The 21,681-nt window shown below is 51.5% G+C and carries 12 protein-coding genes and 2 pseudogenes; 2 read left to right on the plus strand and 12 right to left on the minus strand.

The genetic code is table 11. The features are described from left to right. Nucleotides 1-97: 97 nt before the first annotated feature. Nucleotides 98-910, plus strand: a complete 813-nt coding sequence (locus HV345_RS18070) for a DNA-binding transcriptional regulator (RefSeq protein ID WP_080860313.1) — start codon at nt 98-100, stop codon at nt 908-910. A gap of 135 nt (nt 911-1,045) precedes the next feature. Then, nucleotides 1,046-1,354 (plus strand): putative quinol monooxygenase, encoded by a 309-nt coding sequence (locus tag HV345_RS18075; RefSeq protein WP_046275619.1) that lies wholly within the window; start codon nt 1,046-1,048, stop codon nt 1,352-1,354. A 127-nt stretch (nt 1,355-1,481) separates the two neighbouring features. On the opposite strand, the gene HV345_RS18080 is transcribed toward HV345_RS18075, so the two are convergent. From HV345_RS18080 to HV345_RS18130, 12 genes and pseudogenes are all read right to left on the minus strand, one after another. Then, on the minus strand, nt 1,482-1,958 hold the full coding sequence (locus HV345_RS18080; protein ID WP_016151966.1) for a cold-shock protein: 477 nt from the start codon (nt 1,956-1,958) through the stop codon (nt 1,482-1,484). An 86-nt stretch (nt 1,959-2,044) separates the two neighbouring features. After that, entirely contained in the window at nt 2,045-2,290 is a 246-nt protein-coding gene (locus tag HV345_RS18085; RefSeq protein WP_075846769.1) for a YmjA family protein, read from the minus strand. A 394-nt stretch (nt 2,291-2,684) separates the two neighbouring features. Further along, nucleotides 2,685-3,275 (minus strand): annotated as a pseudogene (locus HV345_RS26720) (hypothetical protein); the annotation flags it as partial. 263 nt (nt 3,276-3,538) lie between these two features. After that, complete coding sequence (locus HV345_RS18095) at nt 3,539-4,507, minus strand: IS5 family transposase (RefSeq protein ID WP_077483231.1); 969 nt, start codon at nt 4,505-4,507, stop codon at nt 3,539-3,541. 294 nt (nt 4,508-4,801) lie between these two features. After that, nucleotides 4,802-5,827, minus strand: a complete 1,026-nt coding sequence (locus HV345_RS18100; RefSeq protein ID WP_001101446.1) for an IS110 family transposase — start codon at nt 5,825-5,827, stop codon at nt 4,802-4,804. A gap of 144 nt (nt 5,828-5,971) precedes the next feature. Then, nucleotides 5,972-6,751, minus strand: a complete 780-nt coding sequence (locus HV345_RS18105; RefSeq protein ID WP_019076118.1) for a hypothetical protein — start codon at nt 6,749-6,751, stop codon at nt 5,972-5,974. 273 nt (nt 6,752-7,024) lie between these two features. After that, nucleotides 7,025-7,246: a hypothetical protein gene (locus HV345_RS18110; RefSeq protein ID WP_019076116.1), complete on the minus strand. Its 222-nt coding sequence runs from the start codon at nt 7,244-7,246 to the stop codon at nt 7,025-7,027. 146 nt (nt 7,247-7,392) lie between these two features. Continuing rightward, nucleotides 7,393-7,875: a hypothetical protein gene (locus tag HV345_RS26485; protein ID WP_019076115.1), complete on the minus strand. Its 483-nt coding sequence runs from the start codon at nt 7,873-7,875 to the stop codon at nt 7,393-7,395. A 352-nt stretch (nt 7,876-8,227) separates the two neighbouring features. Then, entirely contained in the window at nt 8,228-8,713 is a 486-nt protein-coding gene (locus tag HV345_RS18120; RefSeq protein WP_019076114.1) for a hypothetical protein, read from the minus strand. A 114-nt stretch (nt 8,714-8,827) separates the two neighbouring features. Next, complete coding sequence (locus HV345_RS26490) at nt 8,828-9,511, minus strand: hypothetical protein (protein ID WP_019076113.1); 684 nt, start codon at nt 9,509-9,511, stop codon at nt 8,828-8,830. Between the two features lie 30 nt (nt 9,512-9,541). After that, a pseudogene (locus HV345_RS26725) lies at nt 9,542-9,676 on the minus strand (DUF6862 domain-containing protein); the annotation flags it as partial. Nucleotides 9,677-9,966: 290 nt separating this feature from the next. Beyond that, entirely contained in the window at nt 9,967-21,672 is an 11,706-nt protein-coding gene (locus HV345_RS18130) for a hemagglutinin repeat-containing protein (RefSeq protein WP_181635894.1), read from the minus strand. Between the last annotated feature and the right edge of the window lie 9 nt (nt 21,673-21,681).

Consider the following 21,681-nt stretch of genomic DNA (forward strand, 5'->3'; position numbering starts at 1 on the left):
GGTCAGTATAGAAGTGAGTTTTTGCGCTACAATCAAAACATGCCTGGATGTGCACCAAGTGCACCACGTTGTTTTAACTGTAGATTTGTCAATAAATATGAAAAGTGACGACAGTACCGAATACAAAACCGTGCGCGGGTTAACGCGCGGACTAATGTTATTAAATATGTTAAATCGTCTCGACGGCGGGGCCAGCGTTGGCCTGCTGGCAGAGCTGAGCGGCCTGCACCGCACCACGGTCAGGCGACTACTGGAAACCCTGCAGGATGAGGGTTACGTCCGGCGCAGTCTGTCCGATGACAGCTTTCGCTTAACCATTAAGGTCCGTCAGCTCAGTGAGGGATTTCGTGACGAGCAGTGGATTTCTGCGCTCGCCGCCCCGCTGTTGGGAGATTTGCTGCGCGAGGTCATCTGGCCGACCGACGTTTCCACGCTGGATGTGGACGCGATGGTGGTGCGTGAAACCACCCATCGCTTCAGCCGCCTGTCGTTTCATCGGGCGATGGTCGGGCGTCGTTTGCCGCTGCTGAAAACCGCATCCGGCCTGACCTGGCTGGCATTTAGCCCGGAGAATGAACGTCAGGAACTGATTGAAATGCTGGCTTCACGACCGGGAGATGAGTTCCAGTTGGCGCGCGAACCGCTGAAGCTCGACGCCATTTTGAGCCGTGCGCGAAAAGACGGTTTTGGCCAGAACTTTCGCGGTTGGGATCAGGAGGAGAAAATCGCCTCCATCGCCGTCCCCATTCGCAGTGAACAGCGGGTGATCGGCTGCCTGAATCTGGTGTATATGGCCAGCGCCATGACCATCGAACAGGCCGCGGAAAAACATCTTCCGGCCTTACAAAAGGTGGCGAAACAGATAGAGGACGGCGTTGAGTCGCAGGAGATTTTGGTTGCCGGGAGGTGAGATGGATCACAGTTAAGCGGATCATCGGATTAATAGCTGAGATAACTCACTCACCGACCGATATAACACTGTGGCGTCTTGCCCTAGATATATCTTCATCACATAGTGTGCATTCGTTTTCTGCCGGGAGGCTGCATGTTAAAGGTCATTGCCGAAGATTTCATCAAACCTGAGTATATTGAAACCGTTCTCCCTTGGTACCGTGAGCTAATATCGGCGACGAAGAAAGAACCGCAATGCATTGCTTATGACCTCTATATTGATGAAAAAGATCCGGGGCATTTTATTTTTATCGAAGAATGGCCAAACCACGCGGCTCTCGATGAACATTGTGCCAGTGAGCATTTCCGGCGACTTGTGCCGTTAATCGATCAATACACGCGCCAGGAAGCACGTTACATACTGATGGATGACGTGGTAATTCCAGGTGCCTCGTCAAAATAAAAAAACAGAATGGAATTTGCTATTTGGCTCAAATGGATATTCCCTTCTGACAAAAATACGCATAAAAAAACCGAAATCCCGCTTCTGAAAAGAGCAGGATTTCGGTTTTCATTCACTCTGAAGGGCTTCAGACCTTAAGCAGTTTCACCGTCTCGTCGATGTCGATTTCATCTTCCGAGAAGATCAGCGTCGTGCCCTGGAAGGTGGTGATGGCCAGCTTTTTCAGCGTGCGCATTTCACCAGGCTTCACGTCTGATTTCGGTCGGATGCTGTTCATCAGCACACCAACGGACAGCACCGCATTTTCTTTGTCGATACGAGTCTCAGCAGGGACTTCTTCGCTGTAGACCAGGTAAGACTTGATCGCCGTGAGCTTCAGACGCTCGCCCGCGATATAGATGTATTTGCTGTCGGGTATGACTTTTACCGCGTAGGCAGATAAGCCTTTGTTGTTGGTGGTAGGCTCAAAGGTCACCGCCGCGTCTTTCTTGATCAGCTCAGGATTAGCAACCTTAATCACATGAAAATAGCGGTTGTCGCCGTTTTCATCTTTGATAAATCCAAAGCCTTTATCTTTAAACCACGTTGTGATTGTTCCGTTCATTGCTGTTTCCGCCTGATTAAACCTATTACTTGTAGAGTATACCTACTCAATTTGCGCGCAGTGTAAAACACAGGCCATGTCTTTGGCTACTCGTTACCCCAACGATTGAGGAACTCCGCGATATCATCGATACGCTGTGCGTCGACTCCGGCCTCGGTTGCCATCTCCTGCTGCGCTTCTTCGCTGATCTCTTCATTGTTCATCAAACGAGTGATCAACTGCTGGAAGTAGTATGCCAGTGCGTCGCGTTCTGTATCGCTCACCGGCTTTGCAGCTTCAGTCGCGTATTCGTCGGCGATATCATAAAATTTTAGCGGAATGTCGTTGTTCATCGGGTGCTCCGGGGTAAATGCGTGTGCCAGCAGTTGCCTGCCGCGTCTGGTGTGAATGATAGCATTCTTATTTCATGGTTCGCGATCTGTTTTATTGGCTGCAATACGTTGCATATATCAACACTATTTTCTGGAGCCGCTTCGTATTTAATAAATCTACTCTTATTTAAATGACGTTTTTTATTCAGCTCGGTATAACAGCCACAGGTTAAATAGTGTAGTAAAGAAGGAAAGTAGTTAAAGTCTTTTCCCGGAGCATTAAATGATTTAGGGGATATTCCGGTGATTAAACAGCAAAAAATAATGATTCCCCTGCTAGCCTGCTAAGCGAAGCGCCATCGAGCATTTATCCTCGCCGCCACTCCCCCTCCAGGATGGCGGCCAGACCGCGAGTCCATCCCTTCGATTGGCGTCCAATTATTTTTCCATTCCCTACGCTTGCTTCTAACCCCCCAATTACAGGTGTAGAGTCAGCACCTAAATTACCTACAATATTTAGCGCCTTATTTCGAGCACTTTCCCAGTTTTTCTCAGACTTTAATATTGTTTCAATTCGAGTTACTGAGCCAGGTACTATCTAACCTGGCAATATAATGCAAGCCAGCAAACCACCTGGCGCTTCAAGCGCAACCTGGTTCCCTGATGAAGCGTCTTTAACTGTGTCCGCTATCGCCGACCAGGTTTCACTCTTCATCAGCGCAGTAACCGTATCCGCCACCACCTGATTCTTCCCGGCCAGGTCACTCATGGCCTTGCTGCAGTAACTATCACCCGCAGCACAGGCTGCCAGCGCCATGGCCGCATCAGCAACATAATCCGCTGAGCCTAGTGCTGCATCACCGGTATCAGCGAGGGCATTGATAATACCGTTCGCGATGGAAGAGGTTGTACCGTCACCCAGCTTTTCCCTGACTTGATTTTTCAGCGATTCAGCGGCCTGTTTCGCCGCTTCACGGGCCCGGTCACCACTGAGCGAGTTATTCTCAACAACTATTATTTCCTATGACGCTCATGCAATTTATTTTTCAACCATACTCCAGCACCTAATACTACTCCTGCGATGCTCCCTTTTTTCAATGCGATATATAATGCCTCTTCCCATGAAAAAAGGAATGCCCCATCCTTGAAGTAGAAAATTGTTGACACTCCTAGTTGGCATATGAAAAGAACAACAGAGATTAAGGCAGTACAGGGCTTTGTTGAATAAATCAGATTTCGGGTAAGTCTCCCCCGTAGCGGGTTGTGTTTTCAGGCAATACGCACGCTTTCAGGCATACCTGCTTTCGTCATTTTGTTCAGCGCTCGTACCAGGGCCATAGCCTCCGCAACCTGACCATCGTAGTCACGCAGCGTCAGTGAACCCCCGAACAGCTGTTTTACCCGGTACATCGCCGTTTCCGCTATCGAGCGACGGTTGTAATCTGTTGTCCATTTCCACCGCGCATTACTCCCGGTCATTCGCTGATTAGCCACTGCACGGTTACGGTCTGCATATTCACCGGGCCAGTAACCCGCACCTTTTCGGGGAGGGATAAGCGCGCTGATTTTCTTACGCCGCAGTTCATCGTGACAGAGCCGGGTGTCGTAAGCGCCGTCTGCCGATGCTGCCCTGATTTTTCTGTGAGTCTGCCGGATAAGACCCGGGAAGGCTTCTGAGTCCGTCACATTGTTCAGCGACAGGTCTGCACAGATGATTTCATGTGTGTTGCTGTCAACTGCCAGATGCAACTTTCGCCATATACGACGGCGTTCTTTGCCGTGTTTTTTGACTTTCCATTCGCCTTCACCAAAGACCTTCAGCCCGGTGGAATCAATCACCAGATGCGCGATTTCACCCCGGGTGAACGTTTTGAAACTGACATTAACCGACTTTGCGCGCTTGCTGACACTGGTGTAATTCGGGCAGCGCAACGGAACATTCATCAGTGTAAAAATGGAATCAATAAAACCCTGTGCAGCCCGCAGGGTCAACCTGAACACGCGTTTAATGACCAGAACGGTGGTGATGGCGAGATCAGAATAGCGCTGAGGTCTTCCCCGTGATGAAGGCGTTGTCGACTCATACCAGGCCTGAATAGCTTCATCATCCAGCCAGAAAGTTATGGAGCCACGGTTGATGAGGGCTTTATTGTAGGTGGGCCAGTTGGTGATTTTGAACTTTTGCTTTGCCACGGAACGGTCTGCGTTGTCGGGAAGATGCGTGATCTGATCCTTCAACTCAGCAAAAGTTCGATTTATTCATAGATGGTCGCCTCCTGTTTGCCAAGCTAAATATGTTGTGGTGGCTTTACTGGTCATCGATTGCAGCCATAGATCCGGACTTTGCCGAGGTGATGTAAAATACCTCTGTCCCTGATGGAATACGCTGATGGAGGCCTCTATCAACAAAGCGCTCTTTCAGGAGCCTTGAATAAACCGGGTTTTCCCCATCGCGGTCTGACCTGTCTTGCCATCACTTCATGCTTGCCTGGGCAATCGGTGGTGTTGTTTCTGTCTTACTGATTAAGCAACTTAAGCGCTTATTATTGGTGCACAATACTCCCGCTCTTTGGCCAGGAGCGCCCACACAGTCCGCGCATTCTTGTTAGCCAATGCTACCGAGGCAATGTTGTTATTCCGGCGCGCCATTAGCTGGTTAGCCCAGCTCGATACGGCATCCTGTTTATGTTTGGCCGACTGCAATACCGCCCTGGCACCATGGATAAGCAAGGTCCTCAAATAGGTATCACCTCGCTTGCTTATCCCGAGCAGGACTTGTTTACCCCCACTGGAGTGCTGACGTGGAACCAATCCGAGCCAGGCAGCCAGTTGTCGGCCATTCTCGAAATTGTTGGCTTTACCAATGGTCGCAATCAGCGCGCTGGCGGTAACAGGGCCAATACCAGGGATCTTGCCGATACGCTGGCAGAGAGCATTTTGCCGATAGCACTGCTCAATCTGCTTGTCGAGTGTAGCGATGACATCGAACAGGTACGCCATGTGGTGCTGTAGTAGACTCAGCTGTGTACGAAACAGGACGGGTAACGGGTTATCCGCATCTTCCACGAGCTCAGGTAATCGTCGCTGTAGCTGCTGGATACCTCGGGGGACGACAATGCCAAATTCGGCCAATAACCCCCTGATTTGATTGGCTTGTGCGGTTCGCTGTTTGATGAAGCTCTGACGACTCCGGTGAAGTGCCAATACGGCTTGCTGCTCAGCGGTTTTGACCGGCACGAACCGCATGTTAGGTCGAGTGACGGCTTCACAAATAGCTTCAGCGTCTGCAGCATCATGCTTATTGGTTTTAACATAGGGTTTGACGAACTGAGGGGCCATCAGTTTGACATTATGGCCCATCGATATCAGTTTATTGGCCCAGAAATGAGCAGATGCACAGGCCTCCATGCCGATCAAACAGGGTGGGATGTTGGCAAAAAAGGAGGCCATTTGTGCCCGTCTGAGTTGTTTGTTGAACAACCGTTTTCCGTGCTCGTCAACCCCATGGATCTGGAAAACGTTTTTTGCCAAATCGATTCCAATAGTTTTAACGTTCATGATAGCAGCGCTCCGTTCAATGAGTGACGATTTATCGTCCCACTGTGGCACAAGAGATGGGAGGCGACCATTCCATTAACAAAGCCGCAGTACAGTACACAACCAAGAAAAGAAGCCAAAGGGTACCAACCTTGCTGAAGAGATTCATTGCTTCTTCTCCCGCTTGTCTAATTCATCTTTTACAGCTTTTCCTGTAAGTTCAGAAGCAGTAGAACCTGTAACTGCACCAATAACATCCTTTGTCACTTGATCAGTTACCGGAGACAATGAATCAACAACTTTTCCCCCTAAACTACCAGCCGCACTACCAAAGCCAGTACTTATCACAGAGTTAGTCGGATCTTCCCCTTTAATCGCACTGCCAATCGCAGCACCTCCCATATTGATCGCTGCTGATGCCTGCCAACTTTTACCTGTAGTCGCGGCAGCTGTCACACCGGCGAGAATTGCATCAACATAGCTGAAAGGATCATTCCCGCTAAGTTGTACGCCCGTATTCACGCCCACACCGATTGCCGCATTAAGCGCCATACCTTCTTTTATTGTGGTGCCAAGGACACTGCTGCCAAATAACAATACCGGGTCTCCAATACTGGCATTGGATTTATGATAACCCCATGTATTCATGATGGTTTGTGCTTTCTGCTGCGCCTCTGTCTGTGGCGCTGACTTCATATAATCCTGCCCAGTCAGCATTCCTGCGATCAGCTCTTTAGTTACTGCCTCACCATATTTAGCCTGCATGTCAGATGCATATATTTTCAAATAACTTACCAACTCGGTTCGCTCTGCCGTGCTCAACTCCGCTGGTTCTTTATTGAACTTAGCAACCAGTGCATCGCTACGTTTATCGGCATTCTCAAGTTGTAAAAACTCTTTCGCGGTTTGCAGGGATTTATCGCCTTTTAAGACTTTCTCTGCCAAAGCATCACGTTTTTCCGAGGAGGTACTGCTCAGGAAATTATTCTCAACAACAACTCGCTCCGGTGTACAGTCTGACGGTGAACACGCTTTTTCCCTGTCCTTTCCGTCAGTTACATCCGTTTTTTGATGAGGCGTTTCGCTGGCCGTTACTTTTTGCCCCGACGCGCTTTTTTCAGCCCATTACGTAATCCTCCCAACGCCGCACAGTAGCGGAGTGAAGAGCGAGGTTTTAGGTTGTAGAAACACGCTCCCGAAGCGACCAGGGCTGTGCAATTACTTATTCAGTAAGGCTCTTCTGGCTTCCAACAATGCATGTTGAAGCCAATCAAAATCTACCACCCTAATATTCGGTGAAAACTCAACTTTGATGTTATTCTCACCGTCTTCTTGCTGTAAAAGCGCGATAAACTCTTCATCACAGTAGATTTCAGCTATTAATTTTTCATAATCAACATCACTAGCCACAATAATTTTTAATTGATGTTTCTGAGTCATTCTTAAGGCTCCAAAAATCCACGGAAATTACCCTGAGGGTCAAAGCGAGCTCCCCGTCCGTCAGGCGCTATAACATCAAAACCACCAAAGCGGTTACCTTCTTTGACCGTCGCGCCTGGAGTTTTAACAATGCCATCCAATATTTTTTACCCTTGTTCATTCATCTGAGCCGGTGTGCCCTTGGCAACAGGAAAAGCGCTCCCTTCACGACTGCCATGTTTTTGCAATGCTCTACCAGCAACAGTGAAATTTCCCGCTTTAACGGCCGAATCTGTTTTAGCACCGGTTTGTGAAATTGCATCTAAATCAAGTTGACCAAATTTGCCTGTATTAATTTTTGGCCCCAAACCAGACTGAAGACTCCTCACTGCATTAGCCGCCACTGTCTCAGCTTTAGCCGCAGTCGCCTCTGCCGCAGTTTTTCCGATACCTACAGCACCGCCAGCTCCAACACCGCCTGGCACTATCGCTTCTGACATCTGGATACCAGCATTATTCAGGCACAGCACTACATTACCTGCACACGCTTGTATCGCTACTTTAGCAGCCGCTGCGATTTCAGGTGTGGCCGCAGCCAGTAAACCACCACCAAGACCCGCCGGAAGGGCCACCATCAGGGCATCATTCATCGCCAGCCCTTTCTGGCAGGACGCTGATCTTGGGTCAGTGCTGCAAGATGCGATATTCTTGCCATGCTCCTGAACAAACTTCTCCTGGCCGCTTTCAGTACCGCCGAGCAGATTATTCTCAACAACAACTCTTTCCGGTGCGCCCCCCGTAACAATAACAGCTTCCCCTTTATTTTCAGTTACTTAAAACTAATTTTCTCTGCTATACTTCCAGCCCACTAACTTTTTGCCCTAACGCGCCCTTTCAGCCAGTTACACCATTTCCCCCAAATCTGTTAAAGAATAGCTCCCAACACACTATGACCATCATCCTTCCATGCAGTCATAGACAATATTACACGGGCGATAGCTTCTAATTATTCAGAGGGTAAGCTTTTGAAAAATCATTGTACGTTTCATGAAGATGATAAAATTTTGCATCAGGGTCATTTTTCAGTTCTTCATATCTTTTCATTAGTTTTTTGAATAAACCCTCTGGTACAGGATAAGGATCTACCTCATTTTTTGCACAGTAAAAATAGAAAAGCGCCTTTTCAAGCTCTGCAAGAGTTATATTATCCGCATTGCCTGTCAAATACTCAAATGCGTAAGACCACTGTTCTGACAATAATAAGAAATTCAGCGCCGAACCTTTAATGAAAACACCATCAATGTTATTTGAATTAAGTATTTTTTTACAAAATGACAGACAGCACCCCGAATCTTTAACTAATAAATTACTGAGACACTCTAACGCATCATCCTCTGGGTCGTTAAAAGAGTTAGCCTCTACATAGCCATTAGCCAGGTAACTTTCTAAACCTTCAATATCCTTTGTGGTACTATTCACATTTATCATTTGAATGCTCCCGTATTAACAGTTGAAAGTCTTTTCGTGCCATCAGGTAATATTGTCCATGTAGCATAAACCCTTACGTTACCGTTAGGCCCTGATACAACAACAGATGTTTTTCTATTTGCAGACGTAGCCCTGAGCTGAGTCCAATAACTTATCCATTATCATGCTGTTATTACTGGCAGTATTCACTATACCTGCTTGCTCTAATACACGAGCCATATCTTGAGAACGCTCAATATTATGGATTTGTTTTTCTAACACTTCCATCCTTTTAGCATTATTTGGATCTTTTGCAAATTCTTTTTGGCTGCTAATTTTTGCATCTTTTAAAGAATTATATTCTATTTGCAAAGACTCAAGGTCACCAGAAGCTTTACCACGCATATATAGTTCAATCTTATCGACAGGTATTTTAGCATCACCTTTTACAGCCGTGATGTGATTTTTCCCATTTGCATCTGGGAGTGAGCTAACCTCGAAACTATTAGACAAGCGTTGTTTACCAGCCAGAACTTCTATCTTACTGGCCGCCGCAGCACCTATTACTGGTGCCATCGAAGCCGCTACAACCTTCATTCCATCATAAGTTTCAACGTATGCCTCTGCCGTCGCCTTATCGACCCCAAACTGCACTATGGCATAGTTCACCATCGCATCCTTCACCTGCTGCTGATTTTGCGCATCAACACCGGTGATATCGAGCAGGTTAACTATCTGGCCATAAGCATCTGCGTACTGCTGGCTGGCCTTTGAATTATAGTTCCCGGTATTTTCGTACTCTCCTCTTGCTTTAATCACATCCAGCCTGGCAGTGGCGCAGGCTGAACTGGCTGCATTGCCATTGCCGCAGGCACTGATGACCTTCTGATCGCTGGTGATGTCTTTTTCGCGCAGATCATTAATGGTTTGCTGCGCTTTTTCACGTACAGCCTGATCTTTGCTGTTGAGCTTCTGTTTAGCTATTTCAAGCTCTGTCTTATCCGATACGCTGAGGAAGTTATTCTCAACAACAACTTAGAATCCTTTTAATTTCAATAACCGAGCTATCCACATCCCACCACCGACAAAGCTTCCGACACTGAGACTAATCTTACAGAGTAGCAATATATTTTCCATAGTGAAATTAATTGGTATCCCTTTGAAAAAGAAGAACAACAACTCCCCTGCTACGTATAAAGTAATTGATGTCAAAAAAATGGACACAATACTTAATGCGATAAAAAGAGGCAGGTGCAGAAACTTATTTTGCTTTCTCATTTTTTGCGATCCTCCTGAGAGGATTTCTGCTCTATATACTTCCCGCTAAGTTCAGATCCCACGCTACCACCGATATCGCCAGCTATACCTGGAAAGTAGCTAGGTGTCATTTCTTTTGAAAGCCCAAGCTCTCCTTTCACTTCAGTAAACTGCCTCAGAGCAGGATTAAACTTAGGATCCCAACCACCTTTCCACCAGTTAACACCAGAATTAACGCCCCATGAGACCCCTTTACCGATGCCATAGCCAATACCCGAACCGGCCCCATTGATTAGCGCCCCCGACAGCGGGTCTTTGTTGTCAATCCAGTTACCCAGCGCACCACCTGCGGCATTCCAGCCGACTGTACCTGCCAGGCCATTCCCCATACTGAATACATTCACCCAACCAGCAATGGCTGCGTTTGCAGGGTCTATAGTACCATCAGCCAGATAACTGATACCGGCATTCGCACTTGCTCCCAGTCCCCACATAGCCTGAGCACCACCAGGAAGCAGAGCCACTGTACCTGTTGCCAGAGCAAGTCCTACCGCATCCCGTTCATTTTTAGCCTTATGGCATGCGGCTCCATCAGGATTATCAGAACAGCTCGCCATATCGAGCCCATGCTGACGTATCCATGCAGCCTGAGCATCTTCACTACCACCGAGTAAATTATTCTCAACTGAATTTTTACCAGACTGCGCCCCTGTTGTCGTGCTTTTCGAATCCCCCCCGGCCAGATTACCTGCCAGCCCGGATGCAATAGTCGCAAGATTGCTGACTAACTGCCTGTCACTTTCATCCAGCTCACTGACGTGCTTGCCCGGATACATCGTTTTCAGTATCGCATTTGCAGCAAGCTCTCCTGCCGCTGCGCCAGCCGCTCCGGCTGCTACATTGTTCCCCTGCATAGCCGCCGCAGCACCACCCAGTATCGCATGCGCGATAGCTTTAGCCGCGATATCATCCTCGCTGAGGCCCGCCTTATGGCCTATGATATTGGCAAGCTCCGGTGCCGATGCCCCCGCCAGCGCCGCGCCAATATTACCGCCAGCCAGCCCCTGCAGAGCGCCTACTGCAGCCTGAATACCCCGCTGCACGTCACTGCCCGTACCGTATTTCGTCTGCTCGGTTTTATATGCCGCTGAGTTCCGTAGTTGCGTCTGGTATCTTGCTTTTTCTTCATCACTGGCGTTCACATCCGGCTCAGGAATGCCTTCCTTTGCCAGTGCTTTTTTACCCGCGTTCAGGCCATTTATCTCACCTTGCGTCCGCGCGATATCCGCCGCCTGGTTACCTATCTGGGCTATCAGTTGCACTTCTTGCAGACGTCTCTGCTCTTTTTCCTTGTCAAAAATAGGACTGATGCTGCCGTTTGCATGCTCCGCATCCCGGCTCAGACCGGCGACATCCTGCTTCTGGTTTTCCGTGTCGCGAACAGTTAACGTCCCCTCACTCGCCGCCGCCTGCGTTGTTCCTTCCGCATGCCCGCTACTGCCACCTCCGGCAATCAGGGCGTTCGCCAGATTACCCGCGAACTGTTGACCAATACTGCCTCCCGTACTGATCCCTCCCCCCTGGTGCTCCACTTTGTAATCTGCCTGATTGTGGATATCGCCAAAGCCCAGCGTGCCCGTATCCAGACTGTTTTTATCCGCTGAACCGGTAGAAGCAATGACCGCGCCATCCAGTTGGGTGTGCTTGCCCACGGTGATATCAAAGCCACCGTCTCCCGCGAATATCCCGCTCTGCTCCTGCACCGAGTCATAGTCGCTCTTCATCCTGTCGAGGCTGGCATTGATACTCGCAGAAGCCGTCCCCGCGCCGAAGGTATATCCCACTCCTCCGCTCACGCTGTTCTGTTTGCTATCGTAGTGGTCGCTGTCCTGCGTACTGGTAATCGTCAGATCGCGGCCTACATCTGCCGTCACTTGATTGCCGTTGACCTGCGCACCAGCAAGCGTAGTGTCCCGCCCGCTGTTTATCGTGACCTGATTACCCGCATCCACCGTGGTTTCATTCTGCCGGGTGCCGTTGCCTTTCTCACGCCCTTTACTGCTGTTGGCGTTCGCCGAGACGCTGATCCCCGCGCCACCAGAACCCACACCGATACCCACGCCAATACTGCCACCGCTGCTGCTGTTTTTACCGGTCGTCAGTTGCGTATCCTGCGAAGCGATAAGATTCACGTCACGTGTGGCATCCAGCACAACATCCTTACCGGCCTTCACTTCACTGCCTGCAATAGTAATATCGCTTCCTGTGGACGTGATATTGACGCTGTTGCCTGCGTTCAGAGTACTTCCCGTCGTTGAATCCTGCTCACTGTGGGAGGTCGATTTTGAGGACTGTGAGCCCAGAGAAGCACTGACACCTATCGTATTGGTATTGTCTTTAGCGGTCCCTTTCGCCTGATCCAGAGCCACAGCTTGCCCGGCCTGTACTCCGGAGAGAACTGCCTGCGTACCCTGCAGTGCCGCCAGTCGGGAATCGCTGCTTTGTTTTGCTCCCTGTGCTGCTGAAACCGCGCTGTTCACCGCACTGCCCGCAGCCCCCGACAGCGCCACCGTCAGTCCGCTGGTTTTCTGCTCAAACTTCTCATCACGTGTGCGTTTGTCATGACCCGGTTCAATAAGTACGCTGTCGCCGCGAACAGCAATATCTTTCTGGGCGATGATATCCGCGCCGCCGATATGTGCCTGCTGGCCTGCGGTGATACTGACGTTGCCCGCCGTTGAGCCGACAGTACTGAAGCTCTCGCTTTGGGTGGTGCCTTTTTCGCGCAGATCGTGCGTGGTTTTGCTGCTACCGATGGTGAAGCCGATCCCGCCTGACCCCATCAGGCCGCTCTTTTTAGTCTCTTTAAAGCGCCATGAGGTATCGGTATTGGTGGCGGCAACAATATCCACATTGTTGCCAGCCCCCAGCGCCACATTGCCGTCACCGGCAACGGCTGAGCCCTGTACCAAAATGTTATTCCCGGCGGTGACAGTCACATTGTTCCCACTCAGCAGCGCGCCTTTTTCCCGCGTAGCGCTGTCTTCTTCAATCGTATGGGTAGTCTTTTTACTGAGGAATCCTTTTTTGGTTTTCGTGGTTTCCTGGTAGTGATAATCGCTCTCTGTGGCGGTCGTGAGATTCACATCCCGGCCTGCCGTTACGCCGATATCGGCCTGTGCCGTAACATCTGCTGCCTGTGCGTTTACATCACGCCCGGCAATAATGACGGCGTCGCCGCCGCTGGCAATTTCCGTTCCCTGCTGGCGTACGGCGTCATTGACTACGGTTTTCTTCTTCGCACGATAGCTGTCGCCGTCGGTCGTTGCTTCAGCCAGCAGGTTGACATCTCGCCCGGCCAGCAGACCGACATCATTCTCCGCAGCCAGCCCAGCCGCATGGGAATTAATATCCTGACCCGCTTTCAACACCAGATTGTCACCCGCTGAAACGGTAGTACGGGAAAGCCCGGTGCTGTGCGATTCACTGCCCCCGTTACGGCTACTTTGCTGAGTGGTAGCTGCATTCAGATTGAGATCGTTACCCGCTGTTAGCTGAGCATTCCCTCCCGCTTTAACATCGCTGGCGGTGATATTGAGGTTATTCCCGGCATTGATACCGAGGTTACCGCCCGCGCTGATGGCGCTACCCTGCCAGTCTACTGACGACCGACCAGTCTCAGTTATCCAGCGTCCGGAGCGACTCCGGGCATCGTTAATCTGGTTGGCATTTACCGCAATATCCCCCCACGCATCCATCAGCAATGAGCCGCCTGCAGAGAGATTCGCGCCAGTAACAGTGATATCTTTGCCTGCCGAGAGCGACAATCCGTCCTGCGCGGTTATCGATGCCGTAGACCCCAGCAGAGTATCTTTAAAGCTCACATTGCGGTATTTGTCCCTGGCACTCACATCAATCTGTTCCGCCAGCGTCAGATTATTGATGTTGCCGCCCAGGCTTTCCAGCGCTACCGTTTTTCCGCTGATGGCGGAGCTGACGTTATTGATATCACCAATCGCGCTCAGGTCGAGGTTGCCCCCGGCCTGCATCAGACCATTGTTAAGGTTGTTAATACTGTTTTGGCTGTCGAGAGTGAGGTCGTTTCTCGCCAACAGCGTACTGCCGGAGTTGGTGATATTCCCGCTGGTAAGCTGAACATTATTCCCGGCAATGACGCTACCGTTGTTCACGGTGATATCTTTCGGCGAGAGATACAGCTTCGGTATCATTACCGTCTCACCGTTGACGGTGGCGGCTTCCCACCACAGCATGCTGTGCTCAAGGGACGCTATCTGATCTGCCGTCAGCGCCACCCCAAATTTCAGTCCCAGCGATTGCTGAGTACTGGCAGCGCTATCCATCAGATAACGCATCTGGTCAAGGTCAGAACCAATGCCGTTGATGTATCGACTTCCCGTCTTATTCAGCATGGCGTTACTAACATAGCGGGTATCGAACGCCGCATCACCGAGGAAACGGTAGTCATATTCAGGGTTCAGTTTGAGACGATCGAGCATATAGGCCGATCCCAGGAACTGGTTTTGATCGGTATACGCAATATTGGTTTCACGCGGCGCTTCGCCAGGTTTGATACCCAGCATTGCATTCAAATCACCAAACAGGCTGGGATCGAGCTGACCAAGACCATTCAGTTTCGGGTTAACGTTGATCAGATACGGGCTTTTCGGATCGTCAGAGACGACGAAATACCCGTTCTTTCCGGAAGGCAACGGATAAGCGCTGGTATCCACCGTTTTGCCCTGATTTATCCCGGCGGCATTCACGCCCTTCTCGCCTGGGTTAATCAGGCCATTGAGTTGGCCGAGGCTGGCGTTACCTTTCTGCGTGGTAGAAACAGGGTTGAGCGTAGCGTCTGATACGCCGCTGCTTTCCAGCGCGCCGCCGCCGTTAATCTTCTGCAATACGTCATGCAGTCGATCGTTCCACTGTGGAGAGCTGACACTTACCGTGTCATTGCTTGCCAGCGCCTGCTTTTGCACCCCATTATTGATGGTTTGGTTGCTGAGGGTGTTGAGGGTAGGGGTAACGATGGTATTTATCACTCCCCCCGTATTAGGAGTGGTACTGGTATTGCTAATATCTTGTGAAAAAACTGCCTGAATTTTTCCGCCCGACTGGATTACTGAGCGATAAATCGTTGCACCCGAAGCTTCTTCTCGGTCCTTCCCTTGTGCGATGTAATGAATTGGAGTCTTTCTATAGCTATCAGCTTTTACTGACGCAGCAGGCGTTTCCCATTTATTACCTTGCTGGTCAGCAGCATACGTCCGATATCGGGTAACTGTACCGTCTGTCCAAGACTGATTTTGCAGGGTTGTACCCGAAAGGTGCATGTCCCCGCCAGCCAGCAACGTACTGGCATTATTTTCCAGATGTCCCGCCTGAAGGACCATTCCACGAGATGAACTGATGCGCCCGGCCCCACCGCTGGCAGAGACAGAAAGGGTTGCGCGTGAGACTGCAATCTCCTTCGTCGGACTGTTTTTCATCGCCTTAGGAACAGCTATGTCGTAACAATCAGGACTCGCGCCGTGCCCCGGACTCCCTCCACCGCTGCAGGATCGGTTAACAATGTAACCATAGTCAGTTCCCAGTTTTAGCTCAGAAAGAGGAATATCTGCAAAACTCTCATTCAGCCAGGCATACTGTTGTGTTAGATCTTCAATTTTGCCGTTACTTAACACCAGCCCATCCCGCTGATTCAGCAGATGCCCGGTTTTGATGGTGATATCACCGTTCTGGGTTTCGATATTACCGGAGGTGTTGACCACTTCGCTGTTGGCATTTCCCGCCGCATCTCGCTGCATCCACAGATTGTTTCCCGCGAGGATATCGCCGCGCTGGTTGGTAATGGTGTTAGCATATAGCGCCAGATTATTTGCCGCGTACAACAGCGCCGTATTGACGATGGCACCCGGTGCATTGAGCGTCAGAGAGCCACGCGTTCCGGTGAAACCAGAGACTGAAATATTACCGCGACTGGTCAGCGTAATATCGCCGCCGCCCTGTAACGTTCCGGCGGTATTGAGCGCTACGCTGTCGCCGCTGAGATAGCTGGCGCCGTTGCCAGTGGTGATTTGTCCATTATTGCTGAGCTGTCCGCCCGCCGTCAGGTTGAGCGATTGCCCCTGAAGCACGCTACGGTTGTCGATAGCGCCATCGCTGGTAATGGTCAGCGTTTTACCCGCGGCAAAAGCGCTTTGCACAGTAAAGTCATTCACCAGTTTCAGCGTCAGATTACCCAGCGCAACCACTTGCCCCAACGTACCCAGCCCGTGACTTTCAACGGACAGATCGCCGCCGCTGAACAGTTTCCCTGCCGCATTCTGATTAATCTGGCTGGCATTAACACTCAGTTGCGAGGTGCCCAACAGCGTACCGTTATTTGTCAGTTGCGTGTATTTCACCGCCAGTTGACCGGCCTGCACGGTTCCCAGGTTGGTAAAACTGGTCCCTGCAAGCGTGGCGCTGTCAGCCAGCCAGTTCCCGCTATTGGTGGCCGTTGCTGCATTCAGAATGAGGTTTGCCGCCTGTAACCAGCCTGCGCCGGAATACTGCGGCGTGGTCAGCTTCATTCCCGCGCCAGAAAGCAGTTTGCCGTCATTGAGTGCGCGAGTTGTGGCGTTAAGATGGGTCTCTCCACCGCCCTGCATTAAACCGTAGTTGGACAGCACTGGCGTAGAAAGCGTCAGCCCCTGGCGGCTGACAATCTCCCCGGAAGCCTGGTTTATCAAATCACCGCTCAGCGACAGCGTTGCGCCATTATCCCCTTGCAGTCGTCCGCTGTTGGTCAATGCGCCGGTCGTCATGCCCAGCGTCGCCCCCTGAATTTTGCCCTCATTGGTGACTGACGCCGCAGTCAGATCCAACGCGCCCCCGCTCAGCATACTGCCCGCTTTCTGCTGCCTGACCGCGCCGTTCATGGCAAGCGTAAACGCATTTACGCCGCTAATCGCCGCACTGTTATCAAGGGTTGTCCCCTTCAGCGTAAGATTTTTCGCCGTCCATTGCCCGGCGTTAGTCAGAGAAAGCGCCTGTAGCGTCGCGTTACCAAGGGCAGTAATTTTGCTGCCCGCCGCAGACGTCAGGTTATTTGCGAGCGTAAGCTGCAGAGCGTCGGCGCTTTGTATTGCCCCGTTGTTTGTCAGCGTTTGCGCATTGAGCAGAACAGACTGCCCTTGCCACACGCCGTTATTCGTCACCTCGCCAGAAGAGAGTTTCAGCGTCCCCTGCGTCAGCAGTGAACCACCTGCTGCGTTAATCAATTCCTGTTGCGGTGAAGCCATCGCCATGCGCGCCATCAGACGCTGACGAGCCTCTAGCGTCAGGCTTTGCAGACCGGTCAGCGTACCCTGATTGTGGATCCGGTTTTGCTGCAGGGTCAGGGTATTTCCCTGTACCGTGCCACTGTTATTAAGCTGCACGCCGTCTAGCGTTACGTCGCTTTCGCTGAGCAGCTTGCCGCTGTTATCAAGCTGCTGCGCGGTCAGTGACATTCCGCCATGACTCATCACTTCGCCTGATGTAGTAAGGCCGTTGTTTACATCAGCCGTCAGATTACCCAGGCTTATCAGCGATCCTTTGTGCAGCCAGTCATCTGCGGTCAGCGTAAGTTGCTGCCCCTGCAGCGTTCCCTGCGTCGTGATAGTGCCGGCATTGACGCTCAACGCGCCGCCGCTCAGCGTACGGGACGTAATGCCCGTCGTGAGCACATCGCCAGCCAGCGTAAGCCCATTCGTCCCCTGCCACAGGCCTGTATTGTTTAACGTCGAGGCTGCAAGTGTCAGCCTGTCACCGGTAATACGCCCGGCGCTGTTGATATCATCAGCCGTAAGCGTCAGTGCGCCGCCACTTTGAATGTGTCCGGGGTTGGTAAGTCGCCCGGACAGCTTGCCTTCCAGGCCATGCAAACCGTTAAACACGCCGCTGTTATTCAGCGAGTCGGCAGTGAATGTCAGGGTATCGCCTTGCAGTACGCCGGCGTTTTCCATCGCACCGGAATGCACCAGCAGCGCATTACCGGCCAGCCATTTACCTACGGTATCCGTGATGAAGGTATTCGCAGAAACCGAGGTATTGTCGTTGCTCTGTACCAGACCGCTGTTACGGATTGATTTTCCATCCAGAGTGACACTTTTCGCCGCCAGCGTACCGCGGTTATCCAGGGATGCAGTATTCATCGACGCCCCCTGTTTCGCCACCATACTCCCCTGGTTTTCAACCGAGTTCGCCAGCGTCAGGTTCAGGGAATCGGCCTGAATATCACCTGCGTTAATTAATTTGCTGCCGCGCAGTGTGAAGTCGGTATTTGTCAGCAGCAGACCGTGGTTTTCCAGCATGTCGAGGCCTAAATCCAACCCCGCGCCGCTAACCAGTTGTCCCTGCTGACCATTGAACAGATTGCGGGTGGTGAGTTGTAGCGCCGAATTACCCTGCACAATGCCGTTATTCACCAGCTCCGGTGCGGAAATGCTCAGGGATTTTGCAGCAATCATTTCGTCGTTAAACAACTGTGCCGCAGCCAACTCAAACAGGTTGAGACTGCGCAGCGATCCCTGATTATCCAGTCGCCCGTTAGCCTTAATCTTCAGACTGTCCAGTGCCTGAACGCTGCCGCTATTGCGCAGGTTATCCAGTCTAATCGCCGCGGTACGGCCCTCTAGTTGACCATCATTTTCAAAACGCTTTCCGCTGAGCTGTAGATCTTCACCGCTGGTCACCTGCCCACCAGCAAGGTTTGTAAAGCGATTCCCATCCCAGGCGAGCGCCTGATTCCCCTGCAGGATCCCACTGTTGCTGAGATCGCCGTGTAATGCCAGCACCTTCGCTGCCAGCATTCCGCTGTTATTCACGCTGGCGGCATGCACGGTCATACCTTGTTGACTGAGTACTTTTCCCTGGTTAGTGAACGCGTCGTGTACTGTTGCCGTTACCCCCGTTTCACCCAACGCATTACCGCTATTTTGCCACGTATTTGCTTCCAGATTCAGCGTACCGCCCTGCAGCAAGCCAGTGTTGTGGAGAGTCTGATTCTTAATACTTAATTCACCCACCGACAACACATTACCGTCGTTATTCACGTCCTGACTGTTCAGCGCGAGCGTATCGGCGGCCATGAGTCCGAGGTTATCTGTCTGCTGTCCGTGAACAGATAATGACGTGTCAGCCAGCAGGCGTCCCGCGGCTTCGTTTTTTATCGTCGCATATTCACTTTGCAGATTAACGCCGTTAATTTCTCCGCCGTTAACCAACTGGCGACCGTTGAGGTGCAATGAACCGTCGGTTGTAATCAACCCATGGTTAGCCAGATACGGTATATCCAGCGCTAGAGATGCTTTGCTGTAGAGTGAGCCGCCGCTGAGGTTTTCCAGTCTGTCGGTATACAGGTTCAGCGCGGTGTTGCCCTGCATCAGACCGCTGTTCACGACATGCTGACTCTGGAGAGTTAACGTGTCGGCGATCAGAGAGCCGCTGCTGGCGAGTCCATCAGATGCAATAATCGAGATACGTTCGGCGCTGGCGCTACCGCTATGGGTCAGCGTTGTCCCACTGAGCGCCAGAGTATCGGCCAGCAGATCTCCATGGTTATCAACTGACTGCTGCGCGCTGAAACCGACGCGTTCCCCAGTGGATTTCCCGCCATGACTGAGCCTGTCAGCCGTCACATCCAACGAACCTTTTGCCGCCTGTACGCCGTTCAGCGTCACGTTGTTGCCCGTAATCGCAAGGTCCAGACCGCTCTGCAAATGACCGTCTTTGCCAGTAGTCAACTGCTTTGCGCCGACATTAAGCGCACCAGCGGCATTAACCTGACCGTTCAGGTTAAGGTTTTGCGTAACGTTTAACTGTATGTCCTGTTGCCCGGCGATCAGCGAATCTTTCGCGGCGGTGAGGTTTTCAGCATTGACCGTTACTCCCTGGTTGCCAGAGAGGACGCCATGTTGTTCAACTGTCGCGGCCTGCACCGTTAATGTGCCATCAGAGAGCAACTTTCCACCATTACTCAGCGTGGCATCAGCCCGGATATCCGCATCGTTTTTCGCGCTCAGGATCCCCTGCTGGTTCAGCGCTACCGTTTGTACTGAAAGCTGGCCGCCGCTCGCCAGCGTACCCATATTATCCAGCGCCCCGCTGTTGACCGATACGCTGTTACCCTGCATCAGACCTGCGTTGTTAAGGCTGCTGACAGAAACATCAAGACTGCCATTTGCAGCCAGTTGACCACCATTAACGAGGTGCCCACCAGAAAGGGACAACGCGCCTCCCGCATTGACCTGTCCCTGGTTGTTCATGTCGCTACCGGTCAGGCTTAATGCGCCCTTCGCATCGGCACGACTGGCGTTATTCAGAGCTATGCGCTGTGCCTTCAGCGTTAATCCGTTACCTGCTGAGAGCAATCCCCCCTGCGCCGACAGTTCGCCTTGACTGTTAAGGCTGACATCAGTATCACTCCCCAGTGTGGAACGGGTCAGCGCCAGCCCATTAGTACCCGTAACATGCATTTTTTCTTTACTGGTCAGGCTGCCGTCGGTGATTTTCAGCGAACCGTCACTGCGCAGTGAGGTGTTTTTCTGGCTAACCAAAGTGGTTGCCGCAATGGCTACATCCTGTTTAGCAGCCACCTGCAACTCGCCAGCTGCGGCAACCCCGCCCCCCTCGATCGTCACCTTGCCATCGCTGCCCAACTGCACGCCTGCGCCGCTGGAGAGATTTGCATTCTGTAACGCTAACGCCCCGGTGCTGTTGATGACCATCCCGCTTCCGGTCTTATGACTGCCGGTCAACGTGACGCCTTCGCCACTGGCGGATAGACCACCATTTGCCAGACTGTTGCCGATCGTTAATTTCCCGTTAGCATTGAGGGTGATATCACCCTGACGGGCATTCAGATTCCCGAGGTTGACCCCCAGCCCTTTCTCGCTGGAGACCAGATGAATTCGATTAGCATACATGCCGCCTAACGCACCGGTGTCTACCGCAATTTTCGGTGCTTCCCCTTCGCCATTCAGCGGGCTCACCTGGCCATTCGCCGCCACGCGATTCGCGCCGGCGATAACCGTCAGATCCTTGGCGTGCAGCGCAGCATTAATTTCCGTGGCACGGGCAATAATCGACACCGCATCGCTCTGACTACCATCCAGCCCCTTACCTTCTATGGTAATGCTGCCCTTGCTTACATCCAGCGACTGTAGGTTGCCGTTGGCATCCAACACGGGTTTACCGGTGGTCAGCGTGGCGTTAGGCGTGTTGATAAATCCACAACCATTACAGGTAATGCCATAGGGGTTGGCAACCATGACGTTGGCAGCTTTCCCCGCGACTTCGGTATAGCCCTGAAGCTGCGAACGGTTAGCGCCGGTAACTTCGTTGATGATCCCTGAAGCTTCCTTTCCCGGTTGCAGGTTCGGGTTATTCTGGATGATGCCGCCGAGCTGGGTCTGGGTAAATTGCCCGGTCGCGTTGTTGAGGATCAGCCCCTCTTTTCCCACGTTGTAGTCGTTATATTTATTGTGTGAAATCCCGGACTGGTTCGGCGTGGCAATATTCACCACCGGAACACCATTGGCGGCTTTATCCATCTGCGTATTGCCTTCAGGCGTGATGGCGGCGGCCATCGCTGGGAGCAGTGGTTGGGTAGCCAACAGGAAACTCAACATGCCACTTAGCAAACGCTGGGAAAAACGAACCTGATCCTTTTTCATCACCCTTAT

The sequence above is a fragment of the Citrobacter sp. RHBSTW-00986 genome, assembly GCF_013783065.1.
GTDB classification, from domain to species: Bacteria; Pseudomonadota; Gammaproteobacteria; order Enterobacterales; family Enterobacteriaceae; genus Citrobacter; species Citrobacter braakii.

Bases quoted from the DNA above. Each gene is read 5' to 3' on its own strand.
- HV345_RS18085 (WP_075846769.1), bottom strand. From the start codon at position 2,290: ATGAACAACGACATTCCGCTAAAATTTTATGATATCGCCGACGAATAC.
- HV345_RS26485 (WP_019076115.1), bottom strand. From the start codon at position 7,875: ATGAATGATGCCCTGATGGTGGCCCTTCCGGCGGGTCTTGGTGGTGGT.
- HV345_RS18120 (WP_019076114.1), bottom strand. From the start codon at position 8,713: ATGATAAATGTGAATAGTACCACAAAGGATATTGAAGGTTTAGAAAGT.
- HV345_RS18130 (WP_181635894.1), bottom strand. From the start codon at position 21,672: ATGAAAAAGGATCAGGTTCGTTTTTCCCAGCGTTTGCTAAGTGGCATG.
- HV345_RS18070 (WP_080860313.1), top strand. From the start codon at position 98: ATGAAAAGTGACGACAGTACCGAATACAAAACCGTGCGCGGGTTAACG.
- HV345_RS18110 (WP_019076116.1), bottom strand. From the start codon at position 7,246: ATGACTCAGAAACATCAATTAAAAATTATTGTGGCTAGTGATGTTGAT.
- HV345_RS18075 (WP_046275619.1), top strand. From the start codon at position 1,046: ATGTTAAAGGTCATTGCCGAAGATTTCATCAAACCTGAGTATATTGAA.
- HV345_RS18100 (WP_001101446.1), bottom strand. From the start codon at position 5,827: ATGAACGTTAAAACTATTGGAATCGATTTGGCAAAAAACGTTTTCCAG.
- HV345_RS18080 (WP_016151966.1), bottom strand. From the start codon at position 1,958: ATGAACGGAACAATCACAACGTGGTTTAAAGATAAAGGCTTTGGATTT.